The 17,370-nt window shown below is 63.5% G+C and carries 14 protein-coding genes; 6 read left to right on the top strand and 8 right to left on the bottom strand.

Features of this window, described 5'->3' with window-relative positions; all coding sequences use genetic code 11:
- Positions 1–9: 9 nt before the first annotated feature.
- From AC1Z3W_RS09980 to AC1Z3W_RS09960, 5 genes are all read left to right on the top strand, one after another.
- Complete coding sequence (locus tag AC1Z3W_RS09980) at positions 10–2,247, top strand: hypothetical protein (protein WP_483507526.1); 2,238 nt, start codon at positions 10–12, stop codon at positions 2,245–2,247.
- Positions 2,129–3,103 carry an IS30 family transposase gene (locus AC1Z3W_RS09975; protein ID WP_483507851.1) on the top strand — a complete coding sequence of 325 codons (975 nt, stop codon included), beginning with the start codon at positions 2,129–2,131 and terminating at the stop codon, positions 3,101–3,103. The genes AC1Z3W_RS09980 and AC1Z3W_RS09975 overlap by 119 nt, the downstream gene beginning before the upstream one ends.
- A gap of 3 nt (positions 3,104–3,106) precedes the next feature.
- A complete protein-coding gene (locus tag AC1Z3W_RS09970) occupies positions 3,107–3,397 on the top strand; it encodes a hypothetical protein (RefSeq protein ID WP_483507525.1) in 291 nt (96 codons plus the stop codon).
- A 73-nt stretch (positions 3,398–3,470) separates the two neighbouring features.
- A complete protein-coding gene (locus AC1Z3W_RS09965; protein WP_124835853.1) occupies positions 3,471–4,118 on the top strand; it encodes a hypothetical protein in 648 nt (215 codons plus the stop codon).
- A gap of 721 nt (positions 4,119–4,839) precedes the next feature.
- Positions 4,840–5,115 (top strand): hypothetical protein, encoded by a 276-nt coding sequence (locus AC1Z3W_RS09960; RefSeq protein ID WP_124835854.1) that lies wholly within the window; start codon positions 4,840–4,842, stop codon positions 5,113–5,115.
- A 248-nt stretch (positions 5,116–5,363) separates the two neighbouring features.
- Here the strand turns inward: AC1Z3W_RS09960 and AC1Z3W_RS09955 are convergent, their stop codons facing one another.
- Positions 5,364–6,158: an SDR family NAD(P)-dependent oxidoreductase gene (locus tag AC1Z3W_RS09955; protein ID WP_057930195.1), complete on the bottom strand. Its 795-nt coding sequence runs from the start codon at positions 6,156–6,158 to the stop codon at positions 5,364–5,366.
- Positions 6,159–6,329: 171 nt separating this feature from the next.
- Here AC1Z3W_RS09955 and AC1Z3W_RS09950 point away from each other — a divergent pair, with 171 nt between their 5' ends.
- Entirely contained in the window at positions 6,330–7,178 is an 849-nt protein-coding gene (locus AC1Z3W_RS09950) for an AraC family transcriptional regulator (protein WP_483507524.1), read from the top strand.
- Between the two features lie 121 nt (positions 7,179–7,299).
- On the opposite strand, the gene AC1Z3W_RS09945 is transcribed toward AC1Z3W_RS09950, so the two are convergent.
- From AC1Z3W_RS09945 to AC1Z3W_RS09915, 7 genes are all read right to left on the bottom strand, one after another.
- Entirely contained in the window at positions 7,300–7,896 is a 597-nt protein-coding gene (locus AC1Z3W_RS09945; RefSeq protein ID WP_057930193.1) for a LysE family translocator, read from the bottom strand.
- Between the two features lie 95 nt (positions 7,897–7,991).
- A complete protein-coding gene (locus AC1Z3W_RS09940; RefSeq protein ID WP_483507523.1) occupies positions 7,992–9,440 on the bottom strand; it encodes a heavy metal sensor histidine kinase in 1,449 nt (482 codons plus the stop codon).
- On the bottom strand, positions 9,437–10,132 hold the full coding sequence (locus AC1Z3W_RS09935) for a heavy metal response regulator transcription factor (RefSeq protein WP_057930191.1): 696 nt from the start codon (positions 10,130–10,132) through the stop codon (positions 9,437–9,439). Before AC1Z3W_RS09935 ends, AC1Z3W_RS09940 begins: the two co-directional genes overlap by 4 nt.
- Positions 10,133–10,154: 22 nt before the next feature.
- Complete coding sequence (locus tag AC1Z3W_RS09930; protein ID WP_483507850.1) at positions 10,155–11,669, bottom strand: efflux transporter outer membrane subunit; 1,515 nt, start codon at positions 11,667–11,669, stop codon at positions 10,155–10,157.
- A 5-nt stretch (positions 11,670–11,674) separates the two neighbouring features.
- On the bottom strand, positions 11,675–12,907 hold the full coding sequence (locus tag AC1Z3W_RS09925) for an efflux RND transporter periplasmic adaptor subunit (RefSeq protein WP_124831833.1): 1,233 nt from the start codon (positions 12,905–12,907) through the stop codon (positions 11,675–11,677).
- A gap of 39 nt (positions 12,908–12,946) precedes the next feature.
- Positions 12,947–16,195, bottom strand: a complete 3,249-nt coding sequence (locus tag AC1Z3W_RS09920; protein ID WP_483507522.1) for an efflux RND transporter permease subunit — start codon at positions 16,193–16,195, stop codon at positions 12,947–12,949.
- 228 nt (positions 16,196–16,423) lie between these two features.
- Positions 16,424–17,191: a Crp/Fnr family transcriptional regulator gene (locus tag AC1Z3W_RS09915; RefSeq protein WP_185734309.1), complete on the bottom strand. Its 768-nt coding sequence runs from the start codon at positions 17,189–17,191 to the stop codon at positions 16,424–16,426.
- Positions 17,192–17,370 lie beyond the last annotated feature (179 nt).

Genomic DNA, 17,370 nt, shown 5'->3' with positions numbered 1-17,370 from the left:
ATAACGATCATGATTATCAGCCCGCCGTTTCTGCCCAAAGCCGGTCTCGCGGTCCCGACCGGTGCGAACCCCGATCCGATGATGGATGCGGTGGACAAGTTCGAATGTGACCACGGCGTCTATCCGATTGCGTTTGATCGGCGCTGGCATTGCGGCGTGCATCTTCAGCCCGATACGAAGGGCAAGGTGCACGCGATTGCCGACGGCGAGGTCGTTGCCTATCGCGTTTGTCAGCATGGGGTTGACGGCGGCGTGAGCCATACGGGATTTGTGTTGCTCAAGCATACGACCGAGACTGGAGAAGGCCGCACGCTGACGTTCTATTCGCTGTACATGCATCTGCTGCCGCTGGCCGAGTATCAGCAGCACAGTGCGAACGCCAAGGATATGCCCGAGTTCCTGCGCATGCCGACCGGTTCGGTGAACAAGGGGGAGGTGACGCCGGCGGTCTCCGGGGAGGGCAAGAAGGTTCGGCGCAAGGATGTGTTGGGGTGGCGTGGCGAATATGAGGGTATGCCGCATTTGCATTTCGAGATCTTCATGTTGCCGAAGGATTTCGACGCGTATTTCGGGCGTACGCAGCTGGGTAACGGCACGCCCAACCCGCCAACCGGAACGGACTGGTGGGGGCATGCGTATTTCGTCATTCCGGCAGGCAGCAGGTTTCGCCGTTTGCCTGAGAAGGCCGATGCCCGCAACAAGTTGCATGGGATTGAATTCAAGCCCGGTCAAGAGGGCTCAAACTCCCTGCCGTTGCTCGTTGAGACCTACTTCAGCGTCGGCTCGAAATACACCAATGTCTGGAGTCTGGCGCAAGACGGCACTCGCACGCTGCTCACGCCGCAACCCGTCGAGGAAAAGGACTACGAATACGATCTGTACAAGCGTGCGACGGCGCTTTATCCGCCTTGTCCAAGCGATGGCTACGAGCTGCTGCGCTTTGGCCGCATCCTGTCGCCGTCCCAGACTCTGGCGGCAAATGCGCGCGCGACGTGGATGCAGGTCAACTGGGCGGCAGACAAGGCTGGCTACATCGATATCAATGATTCAAGCATCCACAAGTTCTCCGACGCGGACTTCCTGTCTTCTGTGGGTTGGCAGAAAGTCAGTGAGGGCAATACGCCGTTCAGCAGTGACGGACTGTGCGATGTGGATGCGCTGAAGAAAATGCTGAACGATGCTGCTTCGCACGAAGTGCCAGCGGTGACAGGGGAGGCGCCGGAAGCTCACAAGATCAGAGTGCTGTCGACTGCCCCGGTACGGCGGCAGTTGCGCGGCCTTGTCTGTCACGCGCCGAGTGAGTGGGATAGCACGAACAACGAGGGACGCTATGCGAGGCTGCTCGATGAGGGCGGCTTTTACCACGGTAACGAGAAGGGCTACAGGGATTTCCTCAAGTACCTGAAGGAAGTTCAGTTTTGGGACAAAACGGGGATTCCAGCAGGGCAGAAGCTGTGGTTTTTTCATCCGCTTGAGTTCATTCGTCACTTCAGACGATGCGGCTGGTTGGATTTGAGAGAGCAAATTCAACTGCTTCCTCGTAGTTCAATGCCCGACGCCGGCGGCGATATTTCATGGGCGGAGAGTAATAAGCGATTTACAGAAGGAAACAGCGATGCTCGGGGGGAGTCGCCTCGGCGGATGTGGTTGGCGCTCAATCATGTGTATCGTAAATACGGGTTGGGAAATGGCAGTCTTCGAAGGGCGCATTTTCTCGGTCAGGTATTAAAAGAAACAGGTGCACTATGCTCGACAAGAGAGAATGGCAATGCGGAATATTTTCGAAAAATGTACGAGAGCTACTCTGCGAGTGATGCGGCCTTCGATTTTGATAATAAGAATGCGTGGCTGGGCAGGCTTGGCTTCTTGAAAGGCAGGGATCGCGCAACATACATAGCTCAGCGACCCGCGGAGGTTCAGAGTAAAGCGATTGCTGGCGAGAATATAAAACTAGGCGACGGCCCGCGTTTCTGTGGGCGTGGGTTAATTCATCTAACTTGGAGAAAGGGTTATCGGGAATATGGCGAGTACTGCTTAGACTCTAGTTTCAAGTGCAACACCTTGGATGAGGTAGGGTGTTGCAATGACGAAATACCAGCATCTGAGCGCCGAAGAGCGCGCGGCGATCATGATCGAGAGGACCAGAAACACGAGCGTCAGGGCGATTGCAAGGCTGCTTGGTCGCAGCGCGTCGACGATCACGCGAGAACTGGCACGCAATCGTACGGAATCGTCTCGCTGTTATGACGCCACGAGCGCGGCTAGAGCCTACCGGGCGCGCCGCGAGCGAAGTCGGCGTCCGGCGAAGCTGGCAACAGGAAGCGCGCTGTACTGGCAAGTGCATCACGACCTGGTTTATCGGCGCTGGTCGCCGCAGCAAATTGCTGCCAAACTTCGCGAGATGCATCCAGATAATCCCGAGCAACGCGTCAGTCATGAAACGATCTACGCGGCGATTTATACCCATCCCCGCGGCGGCTTGAAGCAGGCGATGATCGAGGCCCTGCGCCAGAACAAGCCGGTGCGCGGCAACGCGCGCAAGACGTTGGCCCGCAAGAGCTTTGTACCGGAAGAACTGCGCATCATCCATCGACCCGAGGCAATCGAAACGCGCCAATGGCCCGGTCATTGGGAAGGCGATCTCATCAAAGGCGCCTTCAATCGCTCCTGCGTCGGTACCTTGGTCGAGCGCAAGACCCGGTTCGTCGTGCTGTGCCGCATGGATGGGTGTACGGCCCAGGACGCACTGGAGGGGTTCACGCGCCAGATGAAGAAGCTCCCGGCCTTTCTGCGTGAGAGCCTGACGTACGATCGTGGATCGGAAATGACTTGTCATGTCGAGCTGGCTGAACGACTGAATCTGGACATCTGGTTCGCAGATCCCTACGCCCCTTGGCAACGGGGCAGCAACGAAAATACCAACGGCCTGCTGCGCCAGTTTCTGCCCAAGGGGGCCGACCTGTCAGGCGTCACCCAGATGCAATTGAACGACATTGCCAAACTGATGAACGGCCGCCCTCGCCAAACCCTCAACTGGAAAACCCCTGAAGAGGCTATGGCGATGGAATTGACTGCCGCCGGATTGGCTAAACGTTGCACTTGATTCTTGAGACCACCCTGTGCCAGGGATTTTACGAGTGATCCTAATCCACTTCTTCTTCAAAGTGATGCCGAAGTGGCTGCGGATTCTGCTGGCTATTTCTGGGTCAGAACTCGAATTGACAAAAAGGCCGACAAAGGTGCTGGCGATTTTGACGTCAAGGCATGTTTTCGCTTGGTAGGAGGTGCTGGTGGATTGCCTGCGCGTCAACAGTTTTTTCGTTATGCATATTTTTTCCTTAATGATGCGTCAAACTTTGTAGCAGAAACAAATTTAAGGCGTCAAGAGGAGGGGTGATTGCGATTTGATCTTGGAGAGGTAATATCTTTGCGGTGCTCGGGAGTTTTTCGTTGAGCGAGGGTTGACTGTTATGCGTGAACAACGATTTTTTGCATTTAGCATCTCATTTCTGATATTTTTTTTGTTGTCCACACCTTGGTCTCGCGCCGCCATCCCCTCCGCCGTTCAGGATGCGGTGAAGGCTCGTGCTGACGAAAATCATAAATTGCAGTCGCCGCTTGTTGATGCTGGTCCTGTGATGCAAGGGGTGTATATTTATTTTGTGGCGAACACATCTAAGGTGCCTGGTTATTCTAAAGATAATAGACCATATATACTTGATGCGCATATGCTGTTTGCTGATGAAAGCCGCGTTTGGCATGACGTATTATTTGATCGCTATTTGAAAGATGATGGGGCCCCGGAAATATCTGATGTGTTTTTTGTGAATTTTGGGCGAGATCGAGAAGATAAGAGGGTGGTTATTTTGGTGCGAACACCGCTTAATCATTACGATTATGGTGGGGAGTACTATGACGGTTATATCTACAAACTTATCGGTGACCCTCGAACGGGGGTTGTTTTTGCTGCGCTGCAAAGTGATGCCAGTGCACCTTTCTTGGATCAATGTGAATGCGATCTCGCTGATGGGCGCTCCATTCATGCGCGTTACAAAGATGCTGAGTCGATTCGTAAGGTGCTCGAGAAAAAATATCCCAACTTATCTCCGGTGAAGTAACCAAGTAATTAGGAGAGGGTTGTTGGTCATTTTTGCTCGATATCGGTAAAAAAGAGTTGGTGGGCGATACCGGAACATTGAAGATGCCTCGGGTTATGGGAAGAGTTATTGAACAATATGGCGTCGATGGCTTGTCGCTCTGCTGGATAGAAGTGCAGTAGACCTTCGTGGGTCGCAGGCAGATTTTATTTCTATTTATATGCTAAAGTCGAGGTTGCGTTTGATTATGAGGTGGGCATAGATGGCGGGATATGTGATGTTGCGATTGGCTCCAATCAAGAATCGATACTTGTCTCTAGTCGTTTTGGGTTTTATATTGTAGATGTAGGGGTGTGGAAATTAAATCGCCCGGCGCCTCTTTTGGGGTTGCGGTTTTCAAGGCGGAAATGTAAGCTTGCCAAGCGACTCCGAGTTCAAGCGGCTAGCAGTAACTAAAATGGCCAATCCGTATGATGCAAAAAGTCCTCCTTTGTATTGGTGTGAGATGAAAGATGCATATCAAGTGCTATGGGATGTGGTGTGAGAAAATATTCTTCTTTGATTTTGCTTTTAATATCTCTCGGTGACGTGAGTGCGGAAGTTGTCAGTTCGTGTGATGGGCGTTATTTGGCGACCGATGTCGTTCGTGGTCGAATGGCAATAGAAAAAGACGGTAAAAATTTCGGGTCTGCAAAGGGTAGGGCATGCCATTCATGGAGGGGTATTTAGTCTTGATAACTCGATGTTGGTTGTATTTGGACTGCCCAACAAGATTGATGTAAGTTATCCCCAGGTGATGCATATATCTGTATTTTCATTGGGGTCAAAAATAGAAATTATCGAAAGTCAGGTGTACGGTGGTGCCGTTTATGATGCTGCCTTTAGTGTCGACAAAAAATATATAGTAGTGAGCAATCAATTTGGAGTTGATGTGATTGATGTGGTGGAGAAGAGGTCTAGTTCATTTGATATAGCGTATCTTCCGAAATTCGATGTTCAGCAATGTCATGCAAGGTGATGTATTGGAAATTAAGTTTCTGATTCCCGATTCGGTAATTTTTTTATGGTCTCTATATCTCGGTCTCGCGCAATTGACATTCCGGCTGCCGTTCAGGATGGGGTACAAGTTCGCGCCGACGAAAATCCTCCCCCCGCGGGCCAGTGTTTAACGCCCGCCCGGTCGGCCGGCGTACGGCGGCAGCGGCGTGGCAAAGCAATTCTTGGATTGACCCGCCGCTCCGATGCCACCACAAGCACCCGTTACTCCTACGCGATCGTATCGACCACGCCGCCGTCGACGCGCAACGCCGCGCCTGTTGTCGCCGACGCCTGCGGCGAGCACACGTACACGACGAGATTCGCGACTTCCTCCGTCGTCGCCGGCCGCTGGATGATCGAGCTCGCGCGCTGGCTGCGCACGAAATCCACCGCGACGTCGTCGATGCTGCGACCCGTTTCGTCGGCCGTCGCTTTCAGCATCGCCCGCACGCCTTCCGACATCGTCGGCCCCGGCAGCACCGAATTGACCGTCACGTTAGTCCCGGCCGCGACCTTCGCGAGCCCGCGCGCGATCGCCAGTTGCGCGGTTTTCGTGAACCCGTAGTGAATCATGTCGACCGGGATGTTTAGCCCCGATTCCGACGAAATGAACACGATGCGGCCCGCGTTGCGCTCGAGCATGCCCTTCAGGTAATGCCGCGCGAGACGCACGCCGGACATCACGTTCATCTGGAAGTAGTGCGTCCATTCGTCGTCGTCGATGTCGAAGAATGCCTTCAGCCCGTAGATGCCCGCGTTGTTGACGAGGATGTCGGCCTCGGGCGTGTGCTGCGTGATGCGCACGGCGCCGGCGGCGTCGGACAGGTCGGCGGCGACGCCGTCGACGTTCGCGTCGGGTACCGCGGTGCGCAGCAGCGCGAGCGCGGCTTCGACCGACTTGTCGCTGCGTCCGTTGATGACGACGCGTGCGCCTGCGTGCGCGAGCCCTTCGGCGATCGCCAGCCCGATGCCTGCGGTGGAAGCGGTGACGACCGCGGTCTTGCCTGTCAGATCGATGTGCATGAGCGTACCGGTTGGAAGAGGGAACGAGAGGGAACGGAATCCGCCGCGTCTGCCGCGGCGGCCGGAATTCAAAGCTTAGGCGATTCGGGCAGGAAGCGTCGGCTCGCTGTTGCATCGTGCCGAGCAGTCTTGTACGGTGTGCGTTCGCCGTCCGATCCGGGAGCCTGTCGCGTGAGCCGTTCCGCCAACACCCTCGCCGTGCCGTCGCCGTTCTGGCGCGACGCCGCGCTGCCGTTTATTGAGGCGCGCACCGTCGACGACGGGCGAACGATCTGTTACGCGAAGCACACACACGACACGTTTTCGCTCGGCGCGATCGTCGGCGGCACGAGTACCTACCTGAACGGGGCGACGAAAGAGCATGTCGGGCGCGGCGTGCTCGTGATCATCGATCCGGAGCAGGTGCATGCATGCAATCCGTACGGCCCCGACGCATGGGCGTACCGGATGGTCTACGTGGACGTGCCGTGGCTCGCGCATCTGCAGCATTCGCTTGGGCGTGATCCGAACAGCGATTTTCACGGGTTTTCGCCGAAGTTGACGGAACGGCGCGACCTGTTCGCGCAATTCGGCCGCTTCTACCGCACGCTCGTCGCGCCCGGCGTCGATCCGCTCGGCAAGGAAAGCGCGGCCGTCGAATTCTTCACGCGGCTGCACGGTGCGCTCGATCGCGAACTGCCCGGCGCTGCACGACGCGGCGTCGACAATGCGAAGCTCGCGCGGGCGGCCGACTACATCGCCGCGCATTGCCGTCAGGCCGTCACGCTCGATGCGATCTGCGCGGCCGCCGACCTGTCGCCGTCGTACCTTATCCGCGCGTTCAACGCTCGCTACGGGATGACGCCGCATGCGTTCCTGATCGATCGGCGCGTGCAGTACGGTCGGGCGGAGTTGCGCCGCGGCAGGCCGATCGCCGACGTCGCGCTCGATGCGGGCTTTGCCGACCAGGCGCATTTCCAGCGCGCGTTCCGGCGTATCGCGGCCGCCACGCCGGGGCAGTATCGAAGCGCCGCGAGCTGAACGGTAAACGTTAGGCGGTGCCGGCACCGCACACCGCTTGCCGACGACGACCGCCGCCATCGACCACCGCCATCGACCACCGGCGGCATCCGCAGCGACCTCACACACCGAAGCAACGACGCTAGATATCGAGCAGATAAAGCGCGCTGCCTGCAAGCAGCAGCGCCATCGCGCGGTTGAACAGCCGCATCCGCCGGGCATTCGCGAGCCGGTGTCGCAGCGACGCACCCGCATACGCCCAGCACGCGATCGACGCAAAGCAGATCACCAGATAGAGCGCCGCGAATTGCCACACCTGCGCGCGGTCGCCGTCGGCCGCATACGCGCCCATCGCTGCCACGCACGCGAGCCACGCTTTCGGATTCAGCCATTGCATCGCCGCACCGGCCGCGGCCGATGGACCGGCCGCATTCCGTGCGTCGGGATCGGCCGACAACCGGCCGTCGTCGAGCGCGAGCCGCAGCGCGAGGTAAAGCAGGAACGCGATCCCCGCCCATTGGGTGGTCGTGGTCAGCATCGGCCAGCGCGCGAGCGCCGCGTGTAGCCCGAGGCCAATCAGCAGGAACAGCGCGACGAAGCCGAGCGTCGCGCCGGCCGCATAGCGCAGGCTTGCGCCGAGACCGTGGCGCGCGCCCGCGCTGAGCGCGACGATATTGACGGGACCGGGGGTGATCGACGACGCCAGCGCGAACGCGGCCATCGAAACCAGCATGCTCATCAGGTGCCTCCATGCGAATGTCAAAGTCGCATCGAGACTAAAGAAGCGGCGCAGGCCCGTATTGAAGAAAACTGCCCTCGGCGGGGCGACCGCCGTCAGTGCAATGCGCGCGGTGCGTGCGCGGGCTGCAGGCCTTGCGGGTCGCCGGCATCGGGCGCGCGCAGCGGTCTGCCGCCGCAGGGTTGAGTCGACACCGAGAAGCCGAACGTATTGACACCGCCCGAACACGCGACGAACACGCTGCCGCCGTGCATCTCCGCAACCGCCTTGACGATCGACAGCCCGAGCCCGTGATTCTCCTTGCTGTTCGCGCGCGCTTCCTCGAGCCGGTAGAAGCGCTCGAACACGTGCGAGCGCTGCACGGGATCGATCGGCTCGCCGGGGTTCGCGACCGACACGTCGACGAGCGTGTCGCGGCGCGTGATCGTCACGTTCAGCGTCGCGCCCGGCGCCGAATGCTGGATCGCGTTGATCAGCAGGTTGGTCATCGCGCGGCGGAACAGCGACGGGTCGACGGCCGCGCGCGCATCGCCGTGCAGTTCGGCGCGCAGCTTCGCTTCGTCGAGCGGAATCTCGAGGAAGTCGAGCATGCGCCGCACTTCGTCGGCGAGCGACACGTGCTTCAGGTCGGTCGCGCGTTCGCCGCGATCGCTGCGCGACAGGAACAGCATGTCGTTGATGATCACGCGCAGCCGTTCGAACTCTTCGAGGTTCGACTGCAGCGTCTGGCGCATCCGGTCGACCGAACGGTCGCGGCTCGTCAGCGCGACCTGGGTCTGGCCGATCAGGATGCTGATCGGCGTGCGCAGCTCGTGCGCGACGTCCGCGTTGAACGCCTCGAGCCGCGCATAGGTCTGCTGGATGCGCTCGAGCGCGCCGTTGAACGACGCGGCGAGATCGCGCAGCTCGGTGGGCAGCGCGTCGGTCTGCAGCCGCTGGCGGCGGTTGGTGGCGCTGACGGCCGCCGCATCCTGCGACAGCCGTTCGAGCGGCGCGAGCCCGAAGCGCGCGACCGCGCGGCCCAGCAGCAGCGTGATCACGGTGGCGATCGCGATCAGCGCGGCGAGCGTCCACACGAAATGGCGCAGCATCCGCTGCGTGCGCTCGCACGACGACGCGACGATCAGCTTCAGGTTAGGGCGTTCGCCGCTGCCTGCAATCGGGACGGTCTTCGTCATCACGTCGTAGCTGCTGTGGTTGAGCGCGTACTGCTGGAACGCACCGAACGGTTCCCCGACGGGCACGCCGTCGACCGGGTGGCCGAAGCGGAAGTCGGGGTCGGGGCTCTCGATCTGGTAGCGCGTCGATCCGTCGGGCGGTTCGAGGTCGGCGAGCTTCTCCTGCATCAGGCGGCCGCGCACGGCCGTCGTCGCATGCGACACGATCATCTGCGCGACCTTCGCGCGCGTGTCGATCGTCGCGCGCAGTTCGGCGAACAGCTGGCGCTCCATCATCACGAACAGCCCGCAGCCGACCAGCGTGAACACGAGCAGCGACACGATGCCGAACATCGCCGACAGACGCAGGGTGATCGAGCGTTTCATGCGTGCCTCTCGCTGTCGGCGTCCTCGCGCGCCTCGAGTACGTAGCCCATGCCGCGGATCGTGTGCAGCAACTTCTCCGCGAACGGGCCGTCGAGCTTCGCGCGCAGGCGCTTGATCGCCGTCTCGACGACGTTCGCGTTGCTGTCGAAGTTCACGTCCCACACGAGCTCGGCGATCGTCGTTTTCGACAGCACCTCGCCGCTGCGCCGCGCGAGCACGCCGAGCAGCTGGAATTCCTGTGCGGTGAGATCGAGGCGCGTGCCGTCGCGGGTCGCGCGGCGGCCGATCAGGTCCACGCGCAGGTCGCCGATCGAGATCAGCGTCGATTCCTGCACGCGCGCGCGGCGCGTGAGCGCGCGCAGCCGCTCGATCAGTTCGAGGAACGAGAAGGGCTTGGTCAGGTAGTCGTCGGCGCCGCCGCGCAGCCCGCGCACGCGGTCGTCGACGCGGTCGCGCGCGGTCAGCATGATCACCGGCGTCTGCTTCTGCGCGCGCAGCGCGCGCAGCACGCCGAAGCCGTCGAGTTTCGGCAGCATCACGTCGAGCACGACCACGTCGTAGTCGAATTCGACGGCCTTCCACGCGCCGTCCTCGCCGTCGAGCGCGGTGTCGACGACCCAGCCTTCCTCGGTCAGGCCGCTCTTCAGGTATTCGACGACTTTCGGTTCGTCTTCGACGATCAGGACTTTCATAGGCTTGGTTCGCGTAACCGGGTTAGGGGCCGACGCCCGCGGCGGGCTGCGGGCCGGCCGTCGCGACGTCGGTCGGTGCGGGGCCGTTCGTCGCGCCGCTGTCCCAGCCGCCGCCGAGCGCCTTCGCGAGAAACACGACGAGTGCCGCGCGCTGGCCCTGGATCTGCACGGCCTGACGCTCGCTCGTCAGCAACTGTTGCTGGGCCGTCAGCACGTCGATGAACGGCGTCAGGCCGCCCGCATAGCGGTCCTGCGCGAGCGACACGAGCTTGCGCGCGTCGTCGACGGCGGCAGACGCCTGCTGCGCGGCCTGCGCCAGCACCGACAGGCCCGTCACCGCATTCTGCACCTCCTGGAACGCGGTGAGCACGGTCTGCCGGTAACTGGCCTGCGCCGCCACGTAGCCGGCCTGCGCGAAATCGACGCCGGCCTTCAGCTTGCCGCCTTCGAACAGCGGCTGGCTGACCGACGCGCCGACCGACCACAGCAGCGCCGGCACGGTAAACAGGCCCGAGAAGCGCGTCGCGTCCCAGCCGATGTCGGGCGACAGCGCGATGCGCGGGAAATACGCGGCGCGCGCGACGCCGATCTGCGCGTTCGCGGCGGCCATCGCCCGCTCGGCCGACGCGACGTCGGGGCGCCGCTGCAGCAGGTCGCTCGGCATCCCGGTCGGCAGCGCGGGCGCGTTGATCGGCACCACGCGCGGCGGCAGCGAGAACGCGGGGGCCGGCGTGCCGACCAGCGTCGCGATCGCCGTCTCGACCTGCGCGCGCTGCTGGATCAGCAGCTGCGCCTGCGTGCGCGTCGCATCGAGCTGCGAGCGCTGCTGCAGCAGGTCGAGGCCGGATACGGCGCCGAGGTCGTGACGCGCGCTCACGTAGTCGAGCGCCTTCTGCTGCAGGTCGATCGAACGCTTGACGACGTCGATCTCGGTGTCGAGCTCGCGCAGCGCGAAGTAGCTCGACGCGAGATCGGCGGTGAGCACGAGGCGCGCGTTCGCGAAATCGTCGCGTGCCTGTTCGGAGCTGGCCTGCGCGGATTCGACGCTGCGCCGCACGCGGCCGAACAGGTCGAGTTCGTAGCTGACGCTCGCGCCGACCTGGATCTCGTTCTGCACGGTCGACATGCTCGTCGTCGCGTAGTTGGTCTGCGGCCGGTCGGCGGAAATCCTGAATCGCTGGCCGCTCGCGTTCAGGCCGACGGCCGGATACTGCGCGGACGCGACCGACGCGAGCGTCGCCTTCGCCTGGTCGTAGCGCGCGGCGACGGCCTTGAGGTTCTGGTTGTTGCGCAGCGCGTCGGCTTCCAGCGCGTCGAGCTGCGCGTCGCCGAACGCGGTCCACCAGGCCGGATCGAGCGGCGCACGGGCCGGCGCGGCCGGGCGCCAGTACGCATCGGCCGGGTCGAGCCGCCACGCGGCCGGCGTCTCGACGGCGGGGCGCCGGTAGTCGGGGCCGACCGTGCAGCCGGCGAGGGCTGCCACCGCGACGACGGTCACGACGGTCACGACGGCCGTGGGGCGCAGGCGGGCGCGCATCGCGCTCACGACTTCGCTCCCGCGACCGCGGAGGCCGGCTTCACGGCCGGCGGTGCCTGCACGACGACCGTGTCGCCGTTCGCGAGCGCGTCGCTCGGGTTCGCGACGAGGCGGTCGGTCGGCGTGAGCGGGCCGTCGACTTCGAGCGTCTGCCCGATCGTGCGCACGACCGTCACCGCCTTCAGGCGCACCTGGCCGTTCGCGTCGACGGTCGCGACCGTCGGCCCTTCGGCGCGGAACAGCAGCGTGTTGGCCGGAATCTGCAGGCGGCCGACCGGCGTCATCGGCAGCGTCGCCTGCACGTAGGCGCCGGGCAGCAGCCGGCCGTCCGGGTTCGGCAGCGTGATCTCGATCTGCAGCGAGCGCGTCGCCACGTCGATTGCCTGGGACGTGCGCGTGATCGTGCCGTCGAAGGTCTGGCCGGGCAGTTCGGCCTGCGCGACGCTCACGTGCTGGCCGACCTTCACCTGCTGCGCGTACGCCTGCGGCACCTGCACGTAGAGGCGCAGCCGGTCGGCCTGCACGACCGTGAACAGCGAGCGGCCCGCGTTGCCGGAATTGACGAGGTCGCCGACGTCGACGTTGCGCTGCGTGACGATCCCGTCGATCGGCGCGACGATGCGCTGGAAGCCCTTCAGTTCGGTGAGCCGGCGCATGTTCGCATCGGCCGCTGCGAGGTTCGCGGTGCCCTGGTTGAACGCGCCTTGCCGGTCGTCGAGTTCCTGCTGGGACACCGCATCGCGCTGGCGCAGCTGCTGCGCGCGGTCGAACGACGTCTTCGCGAGCGCGAGCGCGGCCTGCGCCTGCTGGCGCTGCGCGGTGGCTTGCGCGAGTTCCTGGTTCAGCTCGGGCGTATCGAGTTCGGCGAGCACCTGACCCTGCTTCACGTGCGCGCCGATGTCGGCCTGCCAGCGCAGCACGTAGCCGCTCGCACGCGCAAAGATCGGCGCCTCGACGAAGCCGCGCAGCGTGCCGGGCAGGGTCAGCTTGCCGCCGGTGGCCGCATCGACCGGATGCACGACGTTTACGTACTGGCGCGTGTTCTGCTCCGCCACCGCGTCGAGCCGGCTGCGGTTCAGCACGTTGACGACGATCGTGCGTGCGGCGCCCGCGGCCAGCAGCACGCCGATCACGATCAGTACGATCCGCCCGCGCCGCGACACCGACGTGCGCGCCGGCAGGTGCATGCCGTGTTCGTCCACCTGGATGCCGACGGAGCTGTGATGTTTCTCTTCCATGAATTCAACCAATTCAACCGGGTTTGGGGTGGGCGAAAGTCAGTGTCCGGCCTGGCGCGCGCGCCGGCGGGCCAGCCGTGAATGCACGCCGCCGAACACGAGCGGCACGAACAACAGCGTCGAAACGGTGGCGAACAGCAGCCCGCCGATCACCGCGCGGCCGAGCGGCGCGTTCTGCTCGGCGCCTTCGCCGAGACCGAGCGCCATCGGCACCATCCCGATGATCATCGCGAGCGCCGTCATCAGCACCGGGCGGATCCGCGTCGCGCCGGCCTCCAGCGCGGCCGTGAGCGGCGGCGCGCCGGCCGCGAGGCGCTGGCGCGCGAACGACACGACCAGGATGCTGTTGGCGGTCGCGACGCCCACCGTCATGATCGCGCCCGTCAGCGCGGGCACGCTCAGGTGCGTGCCGGTGATGAACAGCATCCACGCGATGCCGGCGAGTGCGGCCGGCATCGCGCTGATGATGATCAGCGGGTCGAGCCACGACTGGAAATTCACGACGATCAGCAGGTAGACCAGCACGATCGCCATCGCGACACCCGCGCCGAGGCCGATGTACGACGTGCGCATCGTCTCGACCTGGCCGCGCACCGTCAGGTCGGTGCCGCGCGGCAGCGTCGCGCGCGCGTCGGACACGATCCGGTCGATCTCGCCCGCGACCGAGCCGAGATCGCGGCCCTCGACGCTCACGTACAGGTCGATCGCCGGGCGGATGTTGTAGTGCGTGATCACGGCCGGGCTCGCGACGGGATGGATCTGCACGAGGTTGCCGAGCAGTTGCAGCGGCATGCCCGTGCGGCCGCTCGCGGAAATCGGCGTGCCGAGCAGGTCGTCGATCGACGAGATGTCGTATTGCGGGGTCTGGATCTGCAGCGGGTACTGGACGCCCGTGCGCGGATTGATCCAGAACGACGGCGTCGTCTGGGAACTGCCGGACAGCGAGATCAGCATGTTCTGCGCGACGTTCTGCGCGGAAAGGCTGAGCTGCTGCATGCGCGTACGGTCCATGTCGGCCACCAGGGTCGGTGCGTCGTTGCGCTGCAGCACGTGCACGTCGACGGCGCCGGGGATTTGCCTGATCTTCTTCATCAGGCTGCTCGCGATAGCCATGTTACTCGCGAGATCGTTGCCGAGCACCTGCAGGTCGATCGCGGCCGGCTGACCGAAGTTGAGGATCTGCGTGATGATGTCGGACGGCTGGAAGAAGAACTCGACGCCCGGGAAGCGCTGCGGCAGCAGCGTGCGCAGCACCTGCACGTAGTGCTCGGTCGCGTGGTGGCCCGGCTTCAGCGCGATCATCAGTTCGCCGTCGAGCGAGCCGATCGTGCCGCTGTTGCTGTACGACAGGTTGATGCCGCTGATCGGCAGCCCGAGGTTGTCGACGATCGCGCCGAGCTCGTCGGGCGGCACGGCTTCGCGGATCACGCGTTCGACCTGGTCGGCGAGGCGCGCGGTTTCCTCGATCCGGTAGCCGGTCGGCGCGCGCATGTGCAGCCGGATGTTGCCGGAATCGGCGTTCGGGAAGAAGTCGCGGCCGAGCACGAACACGAGGCCGGTCGACAGCACGCAGAAGCCGAGGAAGCACATCGCGTAGAAGCGGCGGCGCACCAGCAGCATGCTGAGCAGCACGACGTACCACGCGCGCAGCCGCTCGAATGCGGCGTTGAACGCGTGATGGATACGTGCGAAGCGCGACGTCGAATGGTCGGGGCCGGTGCTGGCCTGCTGCGGGCGGAACAGCAGCATCGCGAGCGTCGGCACGAGCGTGCGCGACAGCACGTACGACGCGAGCATCGCGAACACCACCGCTTCGGCGAGCGGCACGAACAGGAAGCGCGCGACGCCCGTCAGGAAGAACATCGGCACGAACACGATGCAGATGCACAGCGTCGACACGAACGCGGGCACCGCGATCTCGCCCGCGCCTTCCAGAATCGCGTCGTGCAGGTTGGTACTGAACGACGACCCCCACGCCCCCTCCGGTCGCTGCCCCCCGAGGGGGCTGCTCGGCACGCTTGGGGCGGCCCGGCGCGTGCCGAGATGCAGGTGCCGCTCGATGTTTTCGATCGTGACGGTCGCGTCGTCGACCAGGATCCCCACCGCGAGCGCGAGCCCGCCGAGCGTCATGATGTTGATGGTCTCGCCGAGCGCCGACAGCGCGATCAGCGACGTGAAGATCGACAGCGGAATCGAGATCGCGATGATCAGCGTGCTGCGCCAGTTGCCGAGGAACAGCAGGATCATCATCGCGGTCAGCACGGCGGCGATCAACGCCTCGTGGATCACGCCCTGCACGGCGGCGTTGACGAACACCGACTGGTCGAACAGCGGCGTGATCGTGAGCCCTTCAGGCAGCGTCGGGATCACCTTGGGCAGCAGCGCCTTCAGGTCCGACACGACCTTCAGCGTCGACGCGTCGCCGGTTTTCAGGATCGACATCAGCACGCCGCGCTGGCCGTTCTGGCGCACGACGTTGGTCTGCGGCGCGAAGCCGTCGCGCACCGACGCGACTTCGCGCAGGTAGGTCGTCGCGCCGTTGACGGTCTGGACCGGCAGGCTGTTGATGTCGGCGATCGTGTCGGCCGACGCGTTCGTGTCGATCCGGTATTCGGTCTGGCCCATCTTCGCGGTGCCGGTCGGCAGCACGAGGTTCTGCGCGTTGATCGAGTTGACGATGTCCGCCGGCGTGAGGCCCTTCGCGAGCAGCGCCTGCGGATCGAGGTCGATCGCGACCACGCGCGTGCGGCCGCCGTACGGGAACGGGATCTGCGCGCCCGGGATGGTAATCAGTTGCGGGCGCAGGAAGTTGAGCGCGATGTCGGCGAGCGACTGTTCGCTGAGCGTCTCGCTCGACAGCCCGAGCTGGATCACCGGAATGCTCGACGCGGAATAGGTGATCACGAGCGGCGGCGTCGCGCCCTGCGGCATCTGCCGCACGATCGCCTGCGCGGACGATACCGTCTGTGCGATCGCCGTCTGCACGTTCGCGCCGGGCTGCAGGAACACCTTCACGACCGCGATGCCGGGCAGCGACGTCGACTCGATGTGCTGGATGTTGTTGACGGTCGTCGTGAGGATCCGTTCATGGACGGCCGTGATCCGGTTGGTCATCTCCTTCGCGGAGAAGCCGTTGTAATTCCAGATCACGCTGATGACGGGGATGTCGACCGCAGGCAGCACGTCGACGGGCGTGCGCATCAGCGCAAGCGGGGTGGCCAGCACGATCATGATGGCCATCACGATGAACGTGTAGGGGCGCCTGAGCGCGAGATTGACGATCCACATGGAGGCAGCGGGACAGGCGGTGATCAGGCGTCGGTGAAGGGAACCCGAATGATAGGCGTCGGGGCTGAACGGGTTACTGACGCGAAACTGGCGAAATTGTCAGGTTGGGGCGCGGCGATGACAGGCCGATTCGTCGGATGAAATGGGTGCGGACGCAAGCATCCGGAAGCGGCTGCCGCACCGGATGCGCATGCGGCAGCCACGACGATTCCGTTCATCGGGCCGCGCTCAGATCTGTTCCATCCCGACCCGCGCGAGCGCGGCCAGATCGACGACTTCGATCTGGTTGTACGCGAGCCGCAGCACGCCGAGTTTCTCGAGTTGCTGCAGCGCCTGGTTGATCCGCTGCCGCGATACGCCGACGAGCATCCCCAGTTCCTCCTGAGAGATCGCGAGCGACGGGCCGGTGTCCGGGTACAGGGCAGGATTGAACAGCTGCGCGAGCGCCTGCGCGACGCGCGCGTCGACATCGAGCAGCCGGCTGTTCTGGATCGATGCGATGAATTCGCCCATCCGGTTGTTCAGCTGATGGATCACGAAGCGCGTGAACGGCAGGCTCGTGTCGAGCAGCGCGTGGAACGTGTCGACCGGCACGAACAGCACGATCGAGCGCTGGACGGCGACGACTTCGTACTTGCGCAGCTCTCGCTTGATCACGCTGCCTTCGCCGAACCAGCCGCCCGACGGCACGCCGGAAAACGTGCAGCCGCGCCCCGACGCGTTGAAGATCGCGAGCTTCAGCAACCCGCGATGCACGCCGATCCAGTATTCGGACGGCGCGAGCCGCTGCGCGATCACGTCGCCGGCCTCGCGCTGTTCGGCGCGCGACTGCGCGAGCACGAGCGCCTGGTGTTCCGGCGCCAGTGCGCGGAACCACGCGCACTGGCCGAACAGCACGGACAGGGCGGGCAACGGGCCCGGTTCGAGCGGCGGGTTGGCCGGAGCGTTGGCCGAGAGAGCGGCCGCGTCGGGCGGCGCAACGGGGTGGTCGTGCATGGGTGCGGGTTTGCGAGGATAGGGATAACGCGCAGCGCTCGAAGCGCACTCTGTCGTTTCGATGACAGACGGCTCACAATAGCGCCCGTTAGTCTGTCGGCAATTGAACCACATCAAAACGCATCGGGGTGCATGCACTCCGGCTGGATACGAGATCGAAGCGTGCGCCGCGGCGTCGA

Source organism: Burkholderia sp. 10_S31 (assembly GCF_056930375.1).
This window is presented reverse-complemented; position numbering and strand designations above follow the sequence as displayed.